This window comes from Citrobacter sp. Cpo061, assembly GCF_030332845.1.
Taxonomy (GTDB): Bacteria; Pseudomonadota; Gammaproteobacteria; order Enterobacterales; family Enterobacteriaceae; genus Citrobacter; species Citrobacter portucalensis.
In genome coordinates this window covers 50,149-71,757 of the sequence record NZ_JAOWHB010000043.1, presented here as the reverse complement: position 1 = coordinate 71,757, position 21,609 = coordinate 50,149, and the positions used below count along the sequence as shown (strand labels likewise).

Below are 21,609 nucleotides of genomic sequence, written 5' to 3'. Positions count from 1 at the left end.
TACTTAAGCTGCTGTTTAATATGCTTTGTAACAATTTAGCCTGGAATTCATACCAGAATTCGCTGGTGACTCACGTTAGCTTTCTTAAGAATATACACTTAATTGTTGCGAACCTTTGGGAGTAATAACAATGCAAGAGAACTATAAGATTCTGGTGGTCGATGACGACATGCGCTTGCGTGCGCTTCTGGAGCGTTATCTGACCGAGCAGGGCTTCCAGGTTCGAAGCGTCGCAAACGCTGAGCAGATGGATCGTCTGCTGACCCGTGAGTCCTTTCACCTGATGGTGCTGGATTTAATGCTGCCGGGAGAAGATGGCCTGTCTATTTGCCGTCGCCTGCGCAGCCAGAGCAACCCGATGCCGATCATTATGGTCACAGCGAAGGGTGAAGAAGTTGACCGTATCGTAGGGCTGGAAATCGGTGCCGACGATTACATCCCGAAACCGTTTAACCCGCGTGAGCTGCTGGCACGTATTCGCGCAGTTCTGCGTCGTCAGGCGAATGAACTGCCGGGCGCACCTTCTCAGGAAGAAGCGGTTATCGCTTTTGGTAAGTTCAAGCTGAACCTCGGTACGCGTGAAATGTTCCGCGAAGATGAGCCGATGCCGCTCACCAGCGGGGAGTTTGCGGTACTGAAAGCGCTGGTAAGCCACCCGCGCGAGCCGCTGTCCCGCGACAAGCTGATGAACCTCGCCCGTGGTCGTGAATATTCTGCGATGGAACGTTCTATCGACGTCCAGATCTCCCGTCTGCGCCGCATGGTGGAAGAAGATCCGGCTCATCCACGCTACATTCAGACCGTATGGGGTTTGGGCTACGTCTTTGTTCCGGACGGTTCTAAAGCATGAGGCGAATGCGCTTCTCACCACGAAGTTCGTTTGCCCGCACGTTATTGCTCATCGTCACCTTGCTGTTTGCCAGCCTGGTGACGACATACCTGGTAGTGCTGAACTTCGCGATTCTGCCGAGCCTCCAGCAGTTTAATAAGGTCCTGGCGTACGAAGTTCGTATGCTGATGACCGATAAACTGCAGCTGGAGGACGGTACGCAACTGGTGGTGCCGCCCGCATTCCGCCGGGAAATTTATCGTGAGCTGGGTATTTCTCTCTATTCCAACGAGGCTGCTGAAGAGGCCGGACTGCGTTGGGCGCAACACTATGAATTCTTAAGCCATCAGATGGCGCAGCAGCTGGGTGGCCCAACGGAAGTCCGCGTTGAGGTAAACAAAAGCTCGCCGGTCGTGTGGCTGAAAACCTGGCTGTCGCCCAATATCTGGGTACGCGTGCCGCTTACAGAAATTCATCAGGGTGACTTCTCGCCGCTGTTCCGCTATACGCTAGCGATTATGCTGCTGGCTATCGGTGGGGCGTGGCTGTTTATCCGTATCCAGAACCGGCCATTGGTGGATCTTGAACATGCGGCGCTGCAGGTGGGGAAAGGTATCATTCCGCCGCCGTTGCGTGAGTATGGCGCTTCAGAGGTGCGCTCCGTAACCCGAGCCTTTAACCATATGGCCGCGGGCGTGAAGCAGCTGGCCGATGACCGTACGCTGTTAATGGCGGGCGTGAGCCACGATTTACGTACCCCGCTGACGCGTATTCGTCTGGCGACGGAAATGATGGGCGAAGAGGACGGTTATCTTGCGGAGTCCATCAATAAGGACATCGAAGAGTGTAACGCCATCATCGAGCAGTTCATCGATTACCTGCGTACCGGTCAGGAGATGCCAATGGAGATGGCAGATCTGAACTCGGTGCTGGGTGAAGTGGTGGCGGCAGAAAGCGGCTACGAACGTGAAATCGAAACTGCGCTGCTGCCGGGCAGCATTCAGGTGAAGATGCACCCGCTGTCGATCAAGCGTGCGGTTGCCAATATGGTGGTTAACGCCGCCCGCTACGGCAACGGCTGGATTAAGGTCAGTAGCGGAATGGAGCAGCATCGCGCCTGGTTCCAGGTAGAAGATGATGGTCCGGGCATCAAGCCGGAGCAGCGTAAGCACCTGTTCCAGCCGTTTGTCCGCGGCGACAGCGCGCGCAGTACCAGCGGCACGGGCCTGGGTCTGGCGATTGTGCAGCGTATTATTGATAACCATAACGGTATGCTGGAGATTGGTACCAGTGAACGCGGTGGGTTGTCGATTCGTGCATGGCTTCCGGTTCCCTTCACTCGCGCGCCGGGCAACACGAAAGACGCATAACAAAGGGAGGCAAAATGCCTCCCTTTTTGTTTGCGGGATAGGCCGTAAAATAACGGACTTAAATTGCTTTTAATTGATTAATTATAAAAGGATTTCTTTGAATTAATAAAAGCAGTTTTCTGGGTGCTCCTGTGGGCTGGCGTCGTTTCGTTTCCCAGCTTTTAACCAGGTCATAACTCACGCCAACGGCGATGGCAAAATCCTGTTGGCGTAACCCTGTTGCTTCGCGGATGGCTTTAACATCAATTTCGCTAAAGGTATGTACATGTTCAGGCTTAGGTGTTTCTTCACCTTTCTCTATACGCACCATTTCTTCTGCACTGGCCAGCAAATCGGCAAATAATTCGTCTTTCATTTTGGCCTCACCACACCGGATAGCGGTGTCCTGATGATTAAAATTCCCATGATTAAATCAGCTTATTGGATAAGTGCATTAAAACTCTTTTTTGCTCTTCGGTTAAATCATCCTGTTCATTTTTAGGATAGAGCAAAGCGAGATAGATTCGACCTTTGCGCGTCACGTTGTAATAGATAACCCTAATACCGCTGCGTTTGCCCATACCAGAGCGGCTCCAGCGAATTTTTCTGAATCCACCTGTACCAGCGATAGTATCTCCAGCCTCAGGGTTCTCTATAAGCGTCTCTTGAAAGGCGCGAAACTCATCGTCAGGCAAAAGTAACGGACGGCGTTTACTAAATCCTTGTAGCTCAATAAATGTGAACATAGCGCGTCCTGCGCATGGGGTTGATAGTACAGATTATAGGTGTACGGAGTACATTTTAAAAGATAAACACAATAAAAAACCCCTTATCCTTTCGGATAAGGGGCTATATAACGAATCAAAAATTACAGCTTCGGTCCGGCGCTAACCAGCGCTTCACCTGCAGGGGTGTCGGTATATTTCTCGAAGTTCTCGATAAACAGTTTCGCCAGTGCATTGGCTTTTTCCTGCCACTGCTCCGGAGATGCGTAGGTATTACGCGGATCGAGAATGCGAGTGTCCACACCCGGCAGCTCGGTCGGGATAGCCAGGTCAAACATCGGCAGACGGAACGTTTCTGCGTCATCCAGCGAACCGTTCAGGATGGCGTCGATAATCGCACGGGTATCTTTGATAGAGATACGCTTGCCGGTACCGTTCCAGCCTGTGTTAACCAGATACGCCTGTGCACCTGCCGCCTGCATACGTTTCACCAGCACTTCTGCGTACTGCGTTGGGTGCAGAGACAGGAATGCTGCGCCGAAGCAGGCAGAGAAGGTTGGGGTCGGTTCGGTGACGCCGCGTTCGGTACCGGCCAGTTTGGCGGTGAAGCCAGACAGGAAGTGGTACTGCGTTTGGTCTGCCGTCAGGCGAGAAACCGGCGGCAGCACGCCAAATGCGTCGGCGGTCAGGAAGATTACTTTGGTAGCATGGCCCGCTTTTGACACCGGCTTAACGATATTATCGATGTGATAAATCGGGTAGGAAACGCGGGTGTTCTCAGTTTTTGAACCATCATCGAAATCGATGGAACCATCTTCGCGCACGGTGACGTTTTCCAGCAGCGCGTCACGACGGATCGCGTTGTAGATTTCCGGCTCGGCATCTTTAGACAGTTTGATGGTCTTCGCGTAGCAACCGCCTTCGAAGTTAAACACACCGTCGTCATCCCAGCCGTGTTCGTCATCGCCAATCAGGCGACGTTTCGGGTCGGTGGACAGCGTGGTTTTACCGGTGCCGGACAGGCCAAAGAAGACTGCCACATCACCTTTTTCCCCGACGTTAGCCGAGCAGTGCATGGAGGCAATGCCTTTCAGCGGCAGCAGGTAGTTCATTACGGAGAACATACCTTTCTTCATTTCGCCGCCGTACCAGGTGCCACCAATCAACTGGATACGCTCAGTCAGGTTGAAAGCCACGAAGTTTTCGGAGTTCAGCCCCTGCTCTTTCCACTGCGGGTTGGTGCATTTAGCGCCGTTCATCACGATGAAATCAGGTTTGAAATCAACCAGCTCTTCGTCGCTTGGGCGGATGAACATGTTTTTGACAAAATGCGCCTGCCAGGCAACTTCGGTAATGAAGCGCACGGAAAGACGGGTATCGGCGTTAGCGCCGCAGAAAGCATCAATGATAAACAGGCGCTTGCCGGAAAGTTGCTGGGTGACTAATCCTTTCAGATGCTGCCAGGTTTCCGGGGAGAGCGGTTTGTTGTCGTTCTTACCTTTACCTTTGTCGGACCACCACAGCGTGTCGCGCGTGGTGTCGTCACGGACAATGTACTTATCCTTTGGCGAACGTCCGGTAAAGATACCGGTATCAACGGCAACGGCGCCCAGATTCGTTAACACGCCACGTTCATAACCTTCCAGGTTTGGATCAAGTTCTTCCTGGAAAAGCGTGTCGTAGTCTGGATTGTAAACGATATCCTGAACGTCATTGATACCATAAGCCTTGAGATCTTGCGGGGTTAAACTGTTGTTCACACGCATTTCACTGCTCCTTAGCCAATATGTATTACCTGGAATAGTAAGGTTTTTTAGGGATTGTTAACCGCGACAAGGCTCATAGATTTACGCATCCGGGAAAATCACGGGCGACCGAATGCGCTGCGACTCCTGTCACAAAGAGGCAGATATTATGGCAGGAAACCCTTTTTTGTTGTGGAAAATGTTCTTAAAACGTTAATGGAGAGTGTTTTTGGCGGGAATCTTGTGAGTGTAATCGCATTCACGCAAGAAATGAGCGTTGGTTATACATAAACAATATCGATTCACTTCCCGTCGTCGTGGTCTGAAATCGCTCTATCAATGCTCAAAATTGTGAAGTTGATGCGATAATTAGCTTTTCCCTTCATTCTGGATACTGACATGGATAGTGCTGAAATTTCACGTACGACGCGTTGGGGCATGATATTCATCGGCCTGTTGCAGGGGACATTATGCTATCTGCTGATGACATATCTGGCGCCCCATAATGACGGCTGGCTGTTTTATGGCATGCCTGCGACGATTGCGATCACCTCGGCACTTTTGCTTACTGTTGTTTCTTTCAAACAACGCGCGCTGTGGTACTGGATGGCGCTGATCTTTGTTGTGGTGCTGGCGATGAGCGTCTGGCTAAAGTGGCAAGTCGAGGACAGTGATAAGTGGCGGCAACATGAAGTTTTTATGTTCTACGGTTGGCGCTTACTGCTGATGGCGATGCTTGCTTTGCCCTGGATTCAGTACTCGCTTCATGTCTCTCGTGAGCAGGCGCGCTACCCGCATTTTTATCGGCAATTGTGGCTTAATGCGTTGACGTTGCTGATTGTCTTTGTCGCCAACGGTTTGTTCTGGCTGGTGCTCCTGCTATGGAGCGAGATGTTTAAGCTGGTCGGTATTCCCTTCTTCAGCACGCTCTTCTTTGATACCGACTGGTTTGGCTATGTGGCCTTTGGTCTGATTACCGCACTGGCAGTAGTACTGGCCCGCACACAGTCGCGTCTGGTCACGGCGGTACAAAAATTACTGACGTTTATCGCCACCGGTCTGTTACCTCTGGTCGCGCTGTTGGCGCTGATGTTCATACTGACCTTACCCTTCACCGGGCTGGAGGCTATTTCGCAACGCGTGTCTGCGGCTGGGTTGATGTCAACGCTGACGCTGCTCCTGTTGCTGTTGATGGCTATCGTGCGTGAACCGCAAAAAGAGGCGTTACCCTATCCTGGCGCGTTACGCTATCTGATCAAATGCTCTCTGATTGTCGCGCCCATCTATATGCTGATTGCAGGTTGGTCACTGTGGGTGCGAATACAACAGTACGGTTGGACGCCTGAGCGTTTGTATGGCGTGCTGGTGGTCGTGGTACTGCTGGTATGGTCGTTTGGCTATCTGGCCAGCATTTTGCGCCGCGGACGCAATCCGCTTGAGCTTCAGGGGCTGGTCATTCTTGGCGTTTCGTTGCTGGCGTTGGGGCTGTTGGTTCTGCTGTCATCGCCGGTTATTGATGCCTGGCGCATCAGCGTTAACAGCCATATGAGGCTGTATCACAGCGGAAAAATTAAACCGGATCAAGTCAGCCTGTATATGTTGGATCACAGTGGAAAACCGGGGCGCGCAGCGTTGGAAGCATTACAAAAAGATGTGGCGTTTAATCAAGACAGTAAACGCAGACGCGACTTGAATTCTCTGCTGCAAGGGCGCCGGGATCCGGTTAAAGAGCTAACCGCAACACAGTTAGTATCGAAGGTTGCGATTGCTCCGGGGAGCCAGAAGCCAGACGATGCGTTCTGGGCGTTTGTCAAAACACAGGGGTATCGCATCACCTCTTGTGCTGAGCAGAATGCGTGCGTACTGGTAAGTCAGGACCTCAATGCGGATGGTCATCCTGAGCAGGTGTTATATGCCTTTGGCGATGGGGAGAGTCTGGTCTTCGGCGTGCAAAAAAACAAATGGGATTTGTTAGCTGTTGCCAGGCTACCTGAAGGATTCAATAAGGATAAATTGCTGCAGGCGGTGGCGAATCAGCAACTGGGCTCAGCCCCCAGAATCTGGCGGGATATCACTATTGATGGCAAAAGACTGCCGATGACTTATTACACCGAGTGAGTGTGTTGCCGACATCGTTTTTGCCGGATGGCAGCGCGAACGCCTTATCCGGCCTACGACAGTTTTTCCGTAGGCCTGATAAGCGCCGTGCCATCAGGCAAGACAGTGATTAATGCACCTGGGGATCGGCAGGGGAGGCATTGCTGCGGATCTCAGCAATATCCATGGCGTTAAACAGATAGTGACTACCGCAGTAATCGCAGTGCATATCGATCTCGCCTTCTTCCGCCAGAATGCTGTCCACTTCTTCGTCCGGCAACGTTTTTAGTGCGCCTGCGCAGCGTTCGCGTGAACAGGTGCATTTGAACTCAACGTCCTGTGGATCGTAGAGAGTAACCTCTTCTTCGTGGTACAGGCGCCACAGCACTTCGTTGGCAGGCAGCGTCAGCAGCTCTTCGGCTTTGATGGTTTCGGTCAGGGCTGTCAGGTGATCGAAATCATCTGCCTGCGCGTTTTGCGCTGGCATTACCTGCAGCAGCATTCCGCCAGCAGCGGGTTTGCCATCAACGTCGCCAGTGCGGATGAACAGGCGTGTCGGCAGCTGTTCAGAACGCATGAAGTAATCTTCCAGACACGCTGCCAGCGTGTCACCTTCCAGGCCGACCACGCCTTGATAACGCTCGCCTTCTTCCGGGGTGATGGTGATCACCAGGTAACCGTTGCCCACCAGCGTTTTCAGATCGGCATCTGCAGGAATATCACCCTGCATGCGGGCCACGCCGCGCATCTGCTGATTGTTGTTGCCGTTGATGACGGCCAGGCTCAGCGGACCATCACCCTGCAACTGCACAGTGATATCACCGGCAAATTTCAGCGTGGCGGTGAGCAGGCTGGTGGCAACCAGCAGCTCAGCCAGTACGTTTTTGACCGGCTGCGGGTAAGTATGATTTTCGAGGATCTGTTGCAGGGTTTCCGATACGGTCACCAGCTCGCCGCGCACGGCAAAGTTTTCAAACAGATAACGATGTAATTGGTCATGTTGCGGCATAATCATCTCTCTTGCAGGTGACAGTCACTCGCTGTCGCCGTGTTTAAATCGTAACAGGTCGCGGCGCTCTTTCTTGTCCGGTCGTCTGTCCGGGTGCGGCATGGTTAACGCGTTAAGTTTACGCGCCAGCGCCATTTTTTCGCGTTTTTCCACGCTTTCCGCGGTTTCTTCATACAGCGTAACGGCTTCCGTTGCCGGGCGACGCTGCTCGGTAATGGCCTTGATAATGACTGTTCGTTCGTCATTTCCCTGGCGAAGGGTGAGGGTGGCGTTCAGCTCGACAATCTTGCTTGGCTTACTGCGCTGGCCGTTGTAGTGCACCTTACCGCCTTCAACCATTTCGCGGGCTAGCGCACGCGTTTTGTAAAAGCGTGCAGCCCACAGCCATTTATCCAGCCTGACTTCAGCAGAGGGCTTTTCTTTCATGGCGTCTCCTTCACATCAGTGAGGGGATCAGTCGGCGGTAGTCATTCAGTGACGGATGGCGTGCGTACTGTTTTTCGGCGATGCCGGAGTCGGGATTGGTCACGCCGAGGCAGTAACGAATACCGTACAGAGCAGCGGCGTCGAGAATGGGTTCGCTGTCGTCAATAAACAGCGTCTTCTCTGCACTCATTCCCGTTTCTTCAGCCACAGCGTGCCATAACCGCTGATCCTCTTTGGGATAACCAAATGTGTGGGTGGAAAGTAATAAATCAAGGTGTGAGGCCAGACCGGTATGCTCAAGCTTCACCGCCAGATTATGCGGATGCGCGTTGGTGAGCAAAATGCGGCGCTTGCCGCTGGCTTTTAAGGCATCAAGAAACGGTACGGTATCTTCGCGCAAAACGGCGCGCGGTCCCTGTTCCGTGGTCATGGCGCAAATATCCAGATCCAGGCACTCGCTCCAGTAATCCAGGCAATACCAGTTTAGCGTATGCTGCACGGCATGATACTGCTGACGAATATAGTCCTGAGCTTCCTGAGGAGAGATACCCTGCTTCGCGCCATAGGTTTCCGGCACCAGTTTTTGCCAGAAATAGTTATCGAATGCCAGGTCGAGCAGCGTGCCGTCCATATCTAACAACACGGTGTCGACATCCTGCCAGGCAATATTGATCTGCATGGAAACTCCCCAGAAGAAAACATGATGCGCGACAGGGTAGCATATCCTGTCGCGCGAGCGTGTTATCGAATCAGGCTTTCCGGGTTGTCAATCAGTGTTGGATTGAGGCAACTTTCGTAGTAGCTCTGAATTTCCGCGATGCGGGTGCGGTGACGCTGGTAGCGTCTGAATGCCTGTATGCTGTTGTAGATAGCGCATCCGAGCATGGAGAACATCAGCAGCGTCGTGCCAAGGTAGCGCCATAAACCTGAGCGGTCCGGGATACGGTGCAGTCCAATGTGCTGGGTGCCATTGGCGTCAGTCGAAATATTGGTGACGATCCCTTCCGCGCGAAACGGCGTCTGCATTAGCATCTGTGCCAGGCGCTGGAAGGCGTTCCACTGTTCCTGGGGAGGATAGTCATATAGCGAGGTCGTCGGCCACGGCTGATCGACCAGATCGCTGCCTTCATCACTGATAATCAGGAAACCGCCAGGGGCAGGGCTATTCAGCGCCTGGGCAGCTCGCGCAGTCTCGCGTGAAATAAACGGTGCCGTAGAGGTATTTACCAGATTATCCAGTGACTCTGCGCTTACCGGACGCAGCAGCACGTTCACGCCATCCAGTTTGCCTGCGTTCGCTCGCTTCACCAGCGCGGCCCAGTCTTTACTGTTACCGAGGTTAACCAGCGCATTTTTTAAGCGCACACATTCATCTTTGGCTGCACACAGATCGGCCGTTTTCAGGACAATCTCACCAAAATCGTCCAGTAATACCATGCCGGACTTTTGGATTGCTGAGCGTAGCGATGCGCTGACGCGAGAGTCATCGTCAGGTTTGGGATGCAGCTGACGGCTCACGGCCTGCGTGAGCGCGGTAGCCTTATTCACTAGGTCAGACTCAGGCAGCGGCAATGCGCGCGCGTCATTCCAGATAATTTGCGAGCAATCGAAAGGCATAAACGGCGTGGCAGGCTGCGCATTCCAGCTTCCTTGGGTATGAATGTTACACATACCCGTACCACTCAGGTGCAGTGTGTCACCCACGCGAACGCCCGCGTTTTCGAGCTGTTTAACGCTGGTGGCTTCGATAGTTTGCGCGCCCTTCATCCAGGAGAGCGTGACCTTTAATGGCATATCCAGCGGGATCCAAAACAGCAGCATCAGCAGTACCAGCAACGAGCCGCCTGCGATGACGGCGTTGCGCAGCCAGTGCTGTAACGGGAAGTTTTTCACTTCATCGTGCAGAGATAAAAAACGCCCCTGGCGGGCAACGTGGCGATCGAGATAAATATCGATATCCGTTTGCTGGCCAAGGTCTTGGGCAATGTAGGGTTGCCAGTGAGGTGGGTAGATCAGATCAATAATACCCAGTGAGATATTATTAATTTGTTCCTGGTCGTTTTCGCCAAACAACCCCCAGCGACGCGGCGTACCGCGCAGACAATGAATTTCCCGCAGAGCGCTTTTAGACGGCGGGGCGAACAATCCCCACAGACCCGCAGCTAACAGCAATACCGCGCCACCAACTGCCCACGGAACAAACGTGTTCGGGATAACCAAACAGAAAAAGAACAGCAGGAATGAGGCGGTTATCAGCAACGCCTCGCGCAATCCCGAAGGGCGGCTGAGCGCATATTCTTCATGGGTTTCCTGGCGAATATTCAGCAGTTCAATCTGCTCACTTTCTTCACCACGAATGGACGCCTGGGTAGAAGCGGTGTGCTGTAACGCATAACCACGCGCTTCCTGCATATATTCCTGCAGCGTATGGCCGTTCAACGAGATAACCAGCGGTATCGTATTGGTGTGGATTATCTCAACGCTGTTTTCGTCGTTGATGTATTGTTCCCAGAAAGGGGGAAGATGTACCTCAACGGAATCAAGATAGTAGCGCCATTTGTTAGGATCGTCGGTGGTAATGCCGTAACGTGTAATCGAACGAGTAAGCACGATGACGCTATTACTTTGGGCATTCAACGTTAATGAGACCGGTGCAGCACTGGCTCCCGTTGGACCAGGTACTTGCTGAATTTGACTAAGGCTTTCGAGATAGTTTTCGACTGCGCTGCGTTCTTCAGGTGTGAGTTTACGTTTCGAGGCGTCTGAGAAGACGCTGCTCAAGGGTAAATTTTTCTGCCTGGATTTTGATTTGAGTAGCCATCCTGCAAGCAATGAGCAGGCCAGCAAAGCAGCTAAAAAAATCAGAATGGTGCTCATGCTTTCCCCATCTTACTTAGTCTGTCAGGCGTGGTCAGTCGCACCCTGTTCAATATTCGTGATTCTGTGGTTGGCTATCGGCAAGTGTGGAGTCGAACTTGAGCATCTTTAAGTACAGCCCAGTAAATGCGAATCATAGCAAAATCACCAAAAATGGAATATCAGCAAATTCCTGGAGTTATTTCAACCTATTGACTTTTAATTTGAAATAGGGATTAACTTTTAGTACGTTACATAAATGTAAATAAACGGCAATTCACATTGCCGAAACCGTGCGGTATATCGCACAATAACCCCAGATTTCACAGCAAAGATCCTCACAATGAGCAAATCATTACAGAAACCCACGATTTTGAAAGTGGAAACCATCGCCCAATCCCGGCTGTTTAAGGTCGAAAGCGTGGACCTTGAGTTCAGCAATGGCGTACGCCGCGTTTATGAACGTATGCGTCCATCCACGCGTGAAGCGGTAATGATTGTGCCGATTGTTGACGACCATCTGATCCTTATTCGCGAATACGCGGTCGGGACCGAGTCCTACGAACTGGGTTTTTCCAAGGGATTAATCGATCCTGGCGAAAGCGTGTTTGAGGCGGCGAATCGGGAGCTGAAAGAAGAGGTGGGGTTTGGCGCAAAAGATCTGACGTTTTTAAAGAAACTCAGCATGGCGCCATCTTATTTCTCCAGCAAGATGAACATCGTGGTGGCAGAGGACTTATATCCTGAATCGCTGGAGGGTGATGAACCCGAGCCATTACCGCAGGTGCGCTGGCCGCTGGCGCATTTGATGGACCTGCTGGAAGATCCTGATTTTCATGAAGCACGTAATGTCAGTGCGCTGTTCCTCGTCCGTGAATGGCTGAAAGGGCAGGGACGGCTTTAATTACGATTGCCAACTGATACCTTATCCAGCCTACAAAATTCCGGAAGATCAAATAATTGTACCGAAATTGTAGGCCGGATAAGCGAAGCGCCATCCGGCAATCGATCAGAACAGTTCGTGTGTCTCACCATTATCGATAATGGTTGTCCCCACCTCATGCACCGCCTGTTGCGTCGGCTGAGTGCCTTCAATGAAGTACTCAGCGCGGCTATTGCCACCGTTCGCCAGTTGTCCTGTGCTGCGATCGATATTAACCGTCACGATACCCGGCGGTGGCGTCAGCGGCTGTTCAGGCACACCTTCCAGTACGGATTTCATGTAAGCATCCCATGCAGGCTGCGCACTCTTCGCACCGCCTTCGTAGCCGGAGATTTGGTCTTTGATCGCGCCGGAAGCCGTTGTATGACCAAGGTTGCGGCGATGGTCATCAAAGCCGATCCATACCGACGTTACTACCCCTGGTCCGTAACCGGAGAACCACGCATCTTTAGAGCTGTTGGTAGTCCCGGTTTTCCCGCCGATATCATGACGCTGTAAATCGCGACCTGCGCGCCAACCGGTTCCCATCCAGCCTGGTTCACCAAAGATATTGGTGTTCAGCGCGCTTTTTATCAGGAAGGCCAGCGGCGTGTTGATCACGTGCGGAGCGTACTCTTGTGTTCCGCTTTGCGCGACCAGTGCCTGGTTCGCCTGCTCAAGCTGCGGCATAGGCACGGCGGCATTCTGCTGTTCCTGCGAGACGGCGACATCTTCTACGTTACTGTTTTCCAGCACATTAGATTTCTGGGTATCGCCATAAATCACCGGAATATCGCATTCCGGGCAGGCAATTTTCGGCTTCGCTTCGAAGATAACGCCGCCCATATCGCTTTCGATCTTACTGATGAAATACGGATCGACCAGGAAGCCTCCGTTAGACATCACCGCGTAACCGCGCGCCACCTGCAACGGCGTGAACGAAGCCGAACCCAGCGCCAGTGATTCGGTATGCACAATGTTCTGTGCCGGGAAACCGAAACGTTGCAGATACTCTGCCGCGTAATCCACGCCCATGGCGCGCATGGCGCGTACCATCACCACGTTTTTCGACTGACCCAGCCCCTGACGTAAGCGGATAGGACCGGCGTACTGCGGCGGGGAGTTCTTCGGCTGCCAGTCGGAACCAGCACCGGCATCCCAGCGGGAGATTGGCACGTCGTTGAGCATGCTCGCCAGCGTCAGACCTTTATCCATTGCGGCGGTATACAGGAATGGCTTGATGTTGGAGCCCACCTGGCGTAACGCCTGGGTTGCACGGTTAAACTTGCTCTGGTTGAAGTCAAAACCACCAACCAGCGCCAGCACCGCGCCGTTTTGCGGATTGATGGAGACCAGGGCGGAGTTGACGTCCGGCACTTGCGCCAGCCACCAGGCATCTCCTACCTGGCGTACCCAGATTTGCTGGCCAGTCTGTACTACGTCGGTCACTTTACGCGGCGTTGGGCCTTGTTGAGTATCCGAACGGTAAGGACGCGCCCAGCGCATACCATCCATCCGTAATGACACTGATGTACCATCCGCCAGCGCGGCAATGGCTTCCTGTGGATTGGCGCTGGTAACAACCGCCGGCAGCAGGGGGCCATAAGTCGGCAGCGCTTTCAGCGTATCGGTAATTTTCTTGCTGTCCCAACTGCTTTCGCCCACTTTCCACAGCACGTTCGACGGGCCGCGGTAGCCGTGGCGCATGTCGTAATCCATCACGTTGTTACGTACTGCCTGCTGAGCTGCCTGCTGTACTTTGCGCGTAATGGTGGTGGTGATGCGATACCCGTCTTCATAGGCTTTCTCGCCATAACGGTTATACATCTCCTGGCGCACCATTTCAGACAGATACGGTGCAGAGAAAGCGATTTCCGGCGCGTGGTAGTTAGCGTCAATGGCCTCGCCGCGCGCCTGATCGTACTGGGCTTGCGTGATGTAGTTTTCGCTCAACATACGCGACAGTACAACGTTACGTCGCGCGGTTGCACGGTCCATCGAATAGAGCGGGTTGAAGGTTGACGGCGCTTTTGGCAGACCGGCAATCACCGCAATTTCACTTAAGCTGAGTTGATCCACCGTCTTACCGAAATAGACCTGAGCGGCAGCACCCACGCCATAGGCGCGATACCCCAGATAGATCTTGTTCAGATACAGTTCGAGGATCTCATCTTTACTCAGCAGTTGTTCAATGCGGATCGCCAGGAACACTTCTTTGATCTTACGCATCAGCGTACGTTCCGGGCTCAGGAAGAAGTTTCTCGCCAACTGTTGGGTAATGGTACTCGCCCCTTGCGACGCGTGACCAGAGAACAATGCGACGCTGGCCGCACGGAAGATCCCCACCGGGTCTACCCCATGGTGCTCATAAAAGCGGCTGTCTTCTGTGGCGATAAAGGCTTTAACCATTACCGGCGGCATCTGATCCAGCGTGACCGGGATTCGACGTTTCTCGCCATATTGCGCGATTAGCTCGCCGTCAGCGCTGTAAACCTGCATCGGGATCTGTAAACGCACATCTTTGAGCGTCGCGACGTCAGGTAATTGCGGCTCGATATAGCGATAAAGGCCATAAATCGAGCCTGCTCCCAGCAGGATGCAACATACTGCAAGGATTAATAAATACTTTACGAACTTCACTGGAGATTTCCCATTTAGTGGCATTTGGGCAGTTTATAAACAAACGCGCGGTAGTATAAAGGCAAGCCAGACGCATTGATATACCCGTTAAAGCGACGGGTGATAAGGAGATCATCAGCAATGGCTTTCAATATCTGGAAAATTGGTCTGCATATTCAGCAACATGAAGCGCTGGCTGTCGCTATCGTTCGCGAAGCATCAGGTTGGTATCTGCAACGCTGGTGGCGTATACCGCTGACGCCTCAGGCTATCGTCGATGGCCACATTCGCGAGCCTGAACAGCTGGTCTCCGCGCTGCTGCCGTGGAGCCGGGAGCTTCCTCGCCGACACCATATTCATCTCTCTTTTCCCGCCAACAGGACGTTACAAAAAAAGTTTCCTCGTCCGACAATGACGTTACGCGAGCCAGAGCAAACCGCATGGTTGTCTGGTTCGATGGCGCGTGAACTGGATATGGCGCCGGATGCGCTGCATTTTGATTATAGCGAAGACACGTTGAGCCCGGCGTTTAACGTCACTGCTGCGCAAAGCAAAGAGATTTCAGCGCTTCTGACGCTTATCCAAACCCTGAAGGTGCAGGTTACGGCGATTACACCGGATGCCAGCGCGTTACAGCGATTTATTCCCTTCTTGCCAGAACATCAGCAGTGTCTGGTATGGCGTGATGACGCCCAGTGGTTATGGGCGACCCGTTCGGTATGGGGACGTAAATCAACGGGCGATATTGGCAGTATCGATGAGCTTGCCACGACATTATCTCTTCCCCCGACAGCCATTGCGCAATGCTCCCCTGGCGGCTTCGATCCTTTGAGCGCCGTGTCTGTACGCCAGCCGCCCATTCCAACGCAAAGCCATCACTTCGCCATTGCGCTGGGACTCGCTATGGGAGGCTCGTACCGATGATAGCGACCATTAATCTTCTGCCCTGGCGTCAGACTCGGCGTTACGCTTGCCTGCGCTTCTGGGGCATCTTATTTAGCGCTTCGCTACTGCTTAGTATTGGCGTGTTGTTGCGCAATTACAGCGTGTTGAGTGTAGAAAATCGGGCTGAATTGTTGCTGGCAGATGCCGAAAAGACGCGTGTCGAGGCCTTAATGGCGCTAAAGCCGCGTATGCAGCAGCGCCAGCAACGATGGCAACAGGTGCAGGCACGGAACAAACAGCGTGAGCAGACCCGAAGCTGGCAGTCGGTTTTGCAAGAGCTGGCGGAATTACTGCCTGAGCAGGCGTGGTTAACAAAAATGACCTGGCAACAGGACACGCTGGAACTGACGGGAAACACGCTGAACTTTGCCGCGCTGAAGACTCTGGAAACGCAATTACGCCAGCGGCCATTATTTCAGTTGAGCTGCCCCGGTGAAACGCAGCAGGATGCGCAGGGACGCTGGCAATTCCACTATCGACTGACACGGAGCGGTGCGCATGATAACGCTCTGTGATGTCTGGTTAGCGCAGTCGCCGCGCTTTCGACTCATCTGCTGGTGCGGCTGGATGTTGGGGCTACTCATACTGGTGACGTTATGTCTTTATCCCGTAGCGCGGGAGCGGACGATGCAACGCGAGACGCTGGTCCAGCAACGTGCAGCTATTCAGATGCAATGGCGAGATGTCTATCTGCTGGCGGCATCACCAGCAGAGCCGGAAGAGAAACTGACCCTGTTCTCTCCACTACTGTTTCAGACTTCACTTACTCGTCTTATCCACTGGCAACCCTCCGCGCAAGGCGGAGAGATGGCGCTGATATCGGCCTGGGATGCTATCCCGCAGACGTTTGTCCAGTTGGCGGATCTGGGGATGAGCGTCAGCCGATTTTCGCTTAGCGCAGAAGACACAGAGCTGCTGCTAACGCTACAGCTGGAGCGTCTGAATGACGGTTGAACGCTGGTTGTTGATATGCGTAAGCGTACTGATGCTCACCGGTATGCGTAATCCCTTCCTGCCGCCGGAGGACCGCTGCCAAATTGCTGAGCTGTCGACATGGCGTTTTCAGGGCATGGTGAGCCAGGGCTCGCGACCCATCGGCATCGTTCAGGATAGCCAGAAAAAATGGCGGCGGGTTAAGCCAAATGACGTCCTGAAAAACGGTTGGACGATTACGCAGATAACGGCCCAGAACATAACCCTCGACACAGAAAGAAACTGCGAACCGCCGCGGTGGCAGTGGCAACGACAAGGAGCGGTAAATGAAGCGATGGATAGCGTGGATAGTAATAGCGCTGGCGGTCGGGATAACGAGCGCACTGGCGACGAAACCGCAAAACGTGACGCTGGTGGTCGATGATGTGCCGGTTACTCAGGTATTGCAGGCGCTGGCTGAACAGGAACAGAAAAACCTGGTGGTTTCGCCAGATGTCAGCGGTGTGCTGTCGCTGCATTTGACGGATGTCCCCTGGAAGCAGGCATTGCAGACGGTGGTAAAAAGTGCCGGACTGGTATTACGCCAGGAGGGAAACATCCTGCATGTACATTCTGTTCAATGGCAGAGTGAAAATGCGGCCCGGCAGGACAATGAACAGGCGCGGATTCAGGCCAGTATGCCGCTGGAGCAGCGCAGCATTATTTTGCACTATGCCGATGCTGCCGAGCTGGCAAAAGCAGGAGAAAAGCTGCTCAGTGCCAAGGGAAGCATGACGGTGGATAAACGGACCAACCGCTTACTGCTGCGTGATAATAGCGTTGCGCTTAACACCCTGGAAAAGTGGGTATCGCAAATGGATTTGCCGGTGGCCCAGGTCGAACTGGCGGCGCATATCGTCACCATAAATGAAAAAAGTTTGCGCGAGCTGGGGGTGAAGTGGTCGCTGGCTGACGCACAACAATCGGGGGCGGTTGGGAATGTCACGACGCTCGCCAGCGACCTTTCTGTAGCCACCGCCACATCCCGTGTGGGATTTAATATTGGCCGCATTAACGGTCGTTTACTGGAACTGGAGTTGTCTGCGCTGGAGCAAAAACAGCAGTTGGATATCATCGCCAGCCCACGATTACTGGCATCTCACCTGCAACCTGCCAGTATTAAGCAGGGCAGTGAGATCCCTTATCAGGTCTCCAGCGGTGAAAGCGGTGCGACATCCGTCGAGTTCAAGGAAGCGGTACTGGGGATGGAGGTAACACCAACGGTGTTGCAGAAAGGGAGAATCAGGCTGAAACTGCATATCAGCCAGAATGTTCCCGGACAGGTTCTACAGCAGGCAGATGGCGAAGTGCTGGCTATCGACAAGCAGGAGATTGAAACTCAGGTCGAGGTAAAAAGCGGCGAGACGATTGCGCTTGGCGGGATTTTTTCACATAAGAATAAATCCGCAGCCGACAGCGTGCCGCTATTAGGCGACATTCCCTGGCTTGGCTCTCTTTTTCGCCATGATGGTAAAGAAGACGAACGGCGCGAATTAGTGGTCTTTATTACGCCCAGACTGGTTTCAACGGAATAACTTATGCATGAAAAGCCGTTGTTTTTGCACTGAACACGTTTCAGGGATTTGACGTGAGGGTGTATTTAGCATACAAGGAGTACCGATTTGAGCGTCGGTACTTTTCTTTACTTATGCGGCAGTGAATAAGCTTTGCCTTTCCGGTGGTGTGCCATAGGCTTATTGGGTGTCATTTGACTGCGCGATACGTCGCCAGGTCTGATGTTTGCAGGGTAGCATGCCTGCCACGACCAGAAATGCGTTAGGTTTGGTGATTTATTCAGTTGCCAAACCCGCTTGAGTATTGAGATAATTTTCAGTCTGACTCTCGCAATATCTTATGAGGTTTCAGTTCATGTCCTGCTGCGCTGGGTGTCTGCGAAGCGGGTTTACCATTAACGAATAGTCTTAGTAGTACCGAAAAAATGGCAGAGAAACGCAATATCTTTCTGGTTGGGCCTATGGGTGCCGGAAAAAGCACTATTGGGCGCCAGTTAGCTCAACAACTCAATATGGAATTTTACGATTCTGATCAAGAGATTGAGAAACGAACCGGAGCTGATGTGGGCTGGGTCTTCGATGTAGAAGGTGAAGACGGCTTCCGTGATCGCGAAGAAAAAGTCATCAACGAGTTGACGGAAAAACAGGGTATTGTGCTGGCAACTGGCGGTGGCTCTGTAAAATCACGTGAAACACGTAACCGTCTTTCCGCGCGTGGCGTCGTGGTCTATCTTGAAACGACAATTGAAAAACAACTTGCACGTACTCAACGTGACAAGAAACGCCCGCTGCTGCAGGTAGAATCACCGCCTCGTGAAGTTCTGGAAGCGTTGGCTGACGAACGCAATCCTCTGTACGAAGAGATTGCTGACGTGACCATTCGCACCGACGATCAGAGCGCAAAAGTCGTAGCAAACCAGATTATTCATATGTTGGAAAGCAACTAATTCTGGCTGAATACACACTCGTCTGCGGGTACAAGTAACTAAGGTGGATGTCGCGTAATGGAGAGGATCACAGTCACTCTCGGGGAACGTAGTTACCCTATCACCATCGCGGCTGGTTTGTTCAATGAGCCAGCTTCATTCTTACCGCTGAAATCGGGCGATCAGGTTATGTTGGTGACCAACGAAACCCTGGCTCCCCTTTATCTCGATAAGGTTCGCGGCGTACTTGAACAGGCGGGTGTTAACGTTGATAGCGTTATCCTTCCCGATGGCGAGCAGTATAAAAGCCTGACGGTTCTGGATACGGTTTTCACCGCGTTACTGCAAAAACCGCATGGTCGTGATACCACGTTAGTTGCCCTTGGCGGCGGCGTGATTGGCGATCTGACCGGTTTTGCGGCAGCCAGCTATCAACGTGGTGTTCGTTTTATTCAAGTCCCGACAACTCTGTTGTCGCAGGTCGACTCCTCCGTTGGCGGCAAAACCGCCGTAAACCATCCCCTCGGTAAAAACATGATTGGCGCGTTTTACCAACCGGCCTCCGTGGTGGTGGATCTCGATTGTCTGAAAACGCTTCCTGCGCGTGAGCTGGCATCGGGGCTGGCGGAAGTGATCAAATACGGCATCATTCTTGACGGTGAATTTTTCAGCTGGCTGGAAGACAATCTGGATGCGTTACTGCGTTTGGATGGTCCGGCAATGGCGTACTGTATCCGTCGTTGTTGTGAGCTGAAAGCAGAAGTTGTCGCAGCAGACGAGCGTGAAATGGGCTTACGTGCTTTACTGAATCTGGGACACACGTTTGGTCATGCGATCGAAGCTGAAATGGGTTATGGCAATTGGTTACATGGTGAAGCAGTCGCAGCAGGTATGGTAATGGCTGCCCGTACGTCAGAACGTTTGGGTCAGTTCACCTCCGCTGATACGCAGCGCATCATTACGCTGTTACAGCGAGCTGGCTTACCGGTGAATGGGCCGCGTGAAATGTCCACCGAGGCTTATCTGCCGCACATGCTGCGAGATAAAAAAGTGTTAGCGGGAGAGATTCGTTTGGTGCTTCCGCGAGCGATAGGGAAGAGTGAAGTGCGCGGCGGAGTGTCGCACGAGGTGGTTCTTAACGCTATTGCTGATTGCCAGCAGGCGTAACAACAAGAAAGGTCAGGCTTACGTTGCGAAACGTAGGTCTTTTAGCTTCAGGTTATGTGCAAAGTCGTAAGCATTAACCTTTGAGTGGGGTGTTAAATGGATGAATTCAAACCAGAAGACGAGCTGAAACCCGATCCCAGCGATCGTCGTACTGGTCGTTCTCGTCAATCGTCTGAACGCGATAATGAGCCGCAAATCAATTTTGATGATGTTGATCTGGATGCTGACGATCGCCGTCCTGCACGTGCACGCAAAGAGCGTGAAGAAGAGCAGGACATTGAAGAAGAGTATGAATCTGATGACGATGCCGTGGATGAAGAGCGTGTAGAACGTCGTCCGCGCAAGCGTAAGAAAGCCGCCAGCAAACCTGCTTCCCGCCAATATATGATGATGGGTGTGGGTGTTCTGGTACTGCTGCTGCTGATTATCGGCATTGGTTCTGCGCTGAAAGCCCCCTCATCTTCTTCCAATGAGCAGGCAGCATCTGGTGAGAAGAGCATCGATCTTTCTGGCAGCAATGCAACGGATCAGGCGAGCGCAACGGCTCCTGCAACGGGCACTGAGCAGACCGCTGGCAATACCCAGCAGGATGTTTCCCTGCCACCGATTTCCTCTACCCCGACTCAAGGTCAGGCACCTGCGGCAACCGAAGGCCAGCAGCGTGTTGAAGTGCAGGGTGATTTGAACAATGCTCTGACACAACCGCAGGGTCAGGAGCAGGTTAACAACGCCGTGGTTAACTCTACGCTGCCGACCGAACCTGCGACCGTTGCGCCGATGCGTAATGGTAATGCTGCGCGCCAGACGGCGAAAACGGAAACGACTGAGCGTCCTGCTGCTACGCGCCAGGAACGTAAACAGGCCGTTATTGAGCCGAAGAGCAAACCGCAAACTACGGTGAAAGCGACGCCGACAGAGCCGAAACCTGTTGCTCAGGCAAAACCAACCGTAACTGCTACCGCGCCGACCACCACAACTAAAGCACCTGTGGTAACCGCTACGCCGAAAGCGACCGCTGAGCCGAAAGCAACTGCGACGCCAACGCAGACCGCAACGCCTGCGCCAACGGCGACAGCAACAACGACAACGCCTGTTGCTGGCGGAGCGAAAAGCGCAGGTAATGTTGGAGCGTTAAAATCTGCGCCGTCCAGCCATTACACGCTGCAACTCAGCAGTTCTTCTAACTACGACAACCTGAACGGTTGGGCGAAGAAAGAAAACCTGAAGAACTACGTGGTGTACCAGACGACGCGTAACGGTCAACCGTGGTATGTTCTGGTGACAGGCGTGTATGCGTCTAAAGAAGACGCGAAACGTGCAGTGTCTACGTTACCCGCTGATATTCAGGCGAAAAACCCGTGGGCAAAACCGCTGCATCAGGTTCAGGCCGATTTGAAGTAAGATAGGATATGTTCTGCAATGGTTTGATGTTTCGCCCAATTGCGGGACAAAGACTAAAGCGCAGGATGCTGTCGGAGCTTTCTCCACAGCCGGAGAAGGTGTAATTA

General features: G+C 52.9%; 20 protein-coding genes. 12 read left to right on the top strand and 8 right to left on the bottom strand.

From position 1 onward, the window contains the following. The first annotated feature begins 130 nt into the window (after nucleotides 1-130). Entirely contained in the window at nucleotides 131-850 is a 720-nt protein-coding gene (ompR, locus tag OGX97_RS13010; RefSeq protein WP_001157751.1) for an osmolarity response regulator transcription factor OmpR, read from the top strand. After that, a complete protein-coding gene (gene envZ / locus OGX97_RS13005; RefSeq protein WP_003827658.1) occupies nucleotides 847-2,199 on the top strand; it encodes a two-component system sensor histidine kinase EnvZ in 1,353 nt (450 codons plus the stop codon). Before ompR ends, envZ begins: the two co-directional genes overlap by 4 nt. 58 nt (nucleotides 2,200-2,257) lie before the next feature. Here the strand turns inward: envZ and nadS are convergent, their stop codons facing one another. The 3 genes from nadS to pckA all read right to left on the bottom strand — a co-directional run bounded on the left by nadS (nucleotide 2,258) and on the right by pckA (nucleotide 4,669). Then, nucleotides 2,258-2,554, bottom strand: coding sequence for a NadS family protein (nadS, locus tag OGX97_RS13000; RefSeq protein ID WP_048236945.1), 297 nt, complete (start codon nucleotides 2,552-2,554; stop codon nucleotides 2,258-2,260). A gap of 52 nt (nucleotides 2,555-2,606) precedes the next feature. Further along, nucleotides 2,607-2,924, bottom strand: a complete 318-nt coding sequence (locus OGX97_RS12995; RefSeq protein ID WP_279850875.1) for a type II toxin-antitoxin system RelE/ParE family toxin — start codon at nucleotides 2,922-2,924, stop codon at nucleotides 2,607-2,609. 122 nt (nucleotides 2,925-3,046) lie between these two features. Continuing rightward, a complete protein-coding gene (gene pckA / locus OGX97_RS12990; protein WP_003023529.1) occupies nucleotides 3,047-4,669 on the bottom strand; it encodes a phosphoenolpyruvate carboxykinase (ATP) in 1,623 nt (540 codons plus the stop codon). Between the two features lie 378 nt (nucleotides 4,670-5,047). Between pckA and OGX97_RS12985 the strand changes: the two genes are divergently transcribed. Further along, nucleotides 5,048-6,766, top strand: coding sequence for a DUF4153 domain-containing protein (locus OGX97_RS12985; RefSeq protein ID WP_100271828.1), 1,719 nt, complete (start codon nucleotides 5,048-5,050; stop codon nucleotides 6,764-6,766). A 109-nt stretch (nucleotides 6,767-6,875) separates the two neighbouring features. Here OGX97_RS12985 and hslO read toward each other — a convergent pair whose 3' ends face one another. The 4 genes from hslO to igaA all read right to left on the bottom strand — a co-directional run bounded on the left by hslO (nucleotide 6,876) and on the right by igaA (nucleotide 11,057). Further along, on the bottom strand, nucleotides 6,876-7,754 hold the full coding sequence (gene hslO, locus OGX97_RS12980) for an Hsp33 family molecular chaperone HslO (protein WP_100271829.1): 879 nt from the start codon (nucleotides 7,752-7,754) through the stop codon (nucleotides 6,876-6,878). 24 nt (nucleotides 7,755-7,778) lie between these two features. Beyond that, nucleotides 7,779-8,180, bottom strand: a complete 402-nt coding sequence (gene hslR / locus OGX97_RS12975) for a ribosome-associated heat shock protein Hsp15 (protein ID WP_003837900.1) — start codon at nucleotides 8,178-8,180, stop codon at nucleotides 7,779-7,781. Between the two features lie 10 nt (nucleotides 8,181-8,190). Further along, the gene (gene yrfG / locus OGX97_RS12970; RefSeq protein ID WP_016157638.1) at nucleotides 8,191-8,859 is read right to left on the bottom strand and encodes a GMP/IMP nucleotidase; all 669 of its coding nucleotides are present in this window, start codon (nucleotides 8,857-8,859) and stop codon (nucleotides 8,191-8,193) included. Between the two features lie 62 nt (nucleotides 8,860-8,921). Beyond that, nucleotides 8,922-11,057 carry an intracellular growth attenuator protein IgaA gene (gene igaA, locus OGX97_RS12965; RefSeq protein WP_125362813.1) on the bottom strand — a complete coding sequence of 712 codons (2,136 nt, stop codon included), beginning with the start codon at nucleotides 11,055-11,057 and terminating at the stop codon, nucleotides 8,922-8,924. A gap of 322 nt (nucleotides 11,058-11,379) precedes the next feature. Here igaA and nudE point away from each other — a divergent pair, with 322 nt between their 5' ends. Continuing rightward, on the top strand, nucleotides 11,380-11,940 hold the full coding sequence (gene nudE, locus OGX97_RS12960) for an ADP compounds hydrolase NudE (RefSeq protein ID WP_048236942.1): 561 nt from the start codon (nucleotides 11,380-11,382) through the stop codon (nucleotides 11,938-11,940). Nucleotides 11,941-12,045: 105 nt separating this feature from the next. Here the strand turns inward: nudE and mrcA are convergent, their stop codons facing one another. Beyond that, on the bottom strand, nucleotides 12,046-14,598 hold the full coding sequence (gene mrcA, locus OGX97_RS12955) for a peptidoglycan glycosyltransferase/peptidoglycan DD-transpeptidase MrcA (protein ID WP_162623412.1): 2,553 nt from the start codon (nucleotides 14,596-14,598) through the stop codon (nucleotides 12,046-12,048). 120 nt (nucleotides 14,599-14,718) lie between these two features. Between mrcA and OGX97_RS12950 the strand changes: the two genes are divergently transcribed. The 8 genes from OGX97_RS12950 (at nucleotide 14,719) to damX (ending at nucleotide 21,502) form a co-directional block, all read left to right on the top strand. Then, nucleotides 14,719-15,501, top strand: a complete 783-nt coding sequence (locus OGX97_RS12950) for a DNA utilization protein HofM (protein WP_100271832.1) — start codon at nucleotides 14,719-14,721, stop codon at nucleotides 15,499-15,501. Then, the gene (locus OGX97_RS12945) at nucleotides 15,498-16,037 is read left to right on the top strand and encodes a PilN domain-containing protein (protein WP_279850877.1); all 540 of its coding nucleotides are present in this window, start codon (nucleotides 15,498-15,500) and stop codon (nucleotides 16,035-16,037) included. Before OGX97_RS12950 ends, OGX97_RS12945 begins: the two co-directional genes overlap by 4 nt. Further along, a complete protein-coding gene (locus OGX97_RS12940; RefSeq protein ID WP_279850878.1) occupies nucleotides 16,021-16,476 on the top strand; it encodes a HofO family protein in 456 nt (151 codons plus the stop codon). Before OGX97_RS12945 ends, OGX97_RS12940 begins: the two co-directional genes overlap by 17 nt. Next, nucleotides 16,466-16,879 carry a HofP DNA utilization family protein gene (locus OGX97_RS12935; RefSeq protein WP_279850879.1) on the top strand — a complete coding sequence of 138 codons (414 nt, stop codon included), beginning with the start codon at nucleotides 16,466-16,468 and terminating at the stop codon, nucleotides 16,877-16,879. The genes OGX97_RS12940 and OGX97_RS12935 overlap by 11 nt, the downstream gene beginning before the upstream one ends. Then, nucleotides 16,782-18,029, top strand: coding sequence for a DNA uptake porin HofQ (gene hofQ / locus OGX97_RS12930; protein ID WP_071845227.1), 1,248 nt, complete (start codon nucleotides 16,782-16,784; stop codon nucleotides 18,027-18,029). Before OGX97_RS12935 ends, hofQ begins: the two co-directional genes overlap by 98 nt. 404 nt (nucleotides 18,030-18,433) lie before the next feature. After that, nucleotides 18,434-18,955: a shikimate kinase AroK gene (gene aroK, locus OGX97_RS12925; RefSeq protein WP_003023552.1), complete on the top strand. Its 522-nt coding sequence runs from the start codon at nucleotides 18,434-18,436 to the stop codon at nucleotides 18,953-18,955. Nucleotides 18,956-19,012: 57 nt separating this feature from the next. Beyond that, nucleotides 19,013-20,101, top strand: coding sequence for a 3-dehydroquinate synthase (aroB, locus tag OGX97_RS12920; RefSeq protein ID WP_003827681.1), 1,089 nt, complete (start codon nucleotides 19,013-19,015; stop codon nucleotides 20,099-20,101). A gap of 96 nt (nucleotides 20,102-20,197) precedes the next feature. Then, nucleotides 20,198-21,502: a cell division protein DamX gene (damX, locus tag OGX97_RS12915; protein WP_071446675.1), complete on the top strand. Its 1,305-nt coding sequence runs from the start codon at nucleotides 20,198-20,200 to the stop codon at nucleotides 21,500-21,502. The last annotated feature ends 107 nt before the right edge of the window (nucleotides 21,503-21,609 follow it).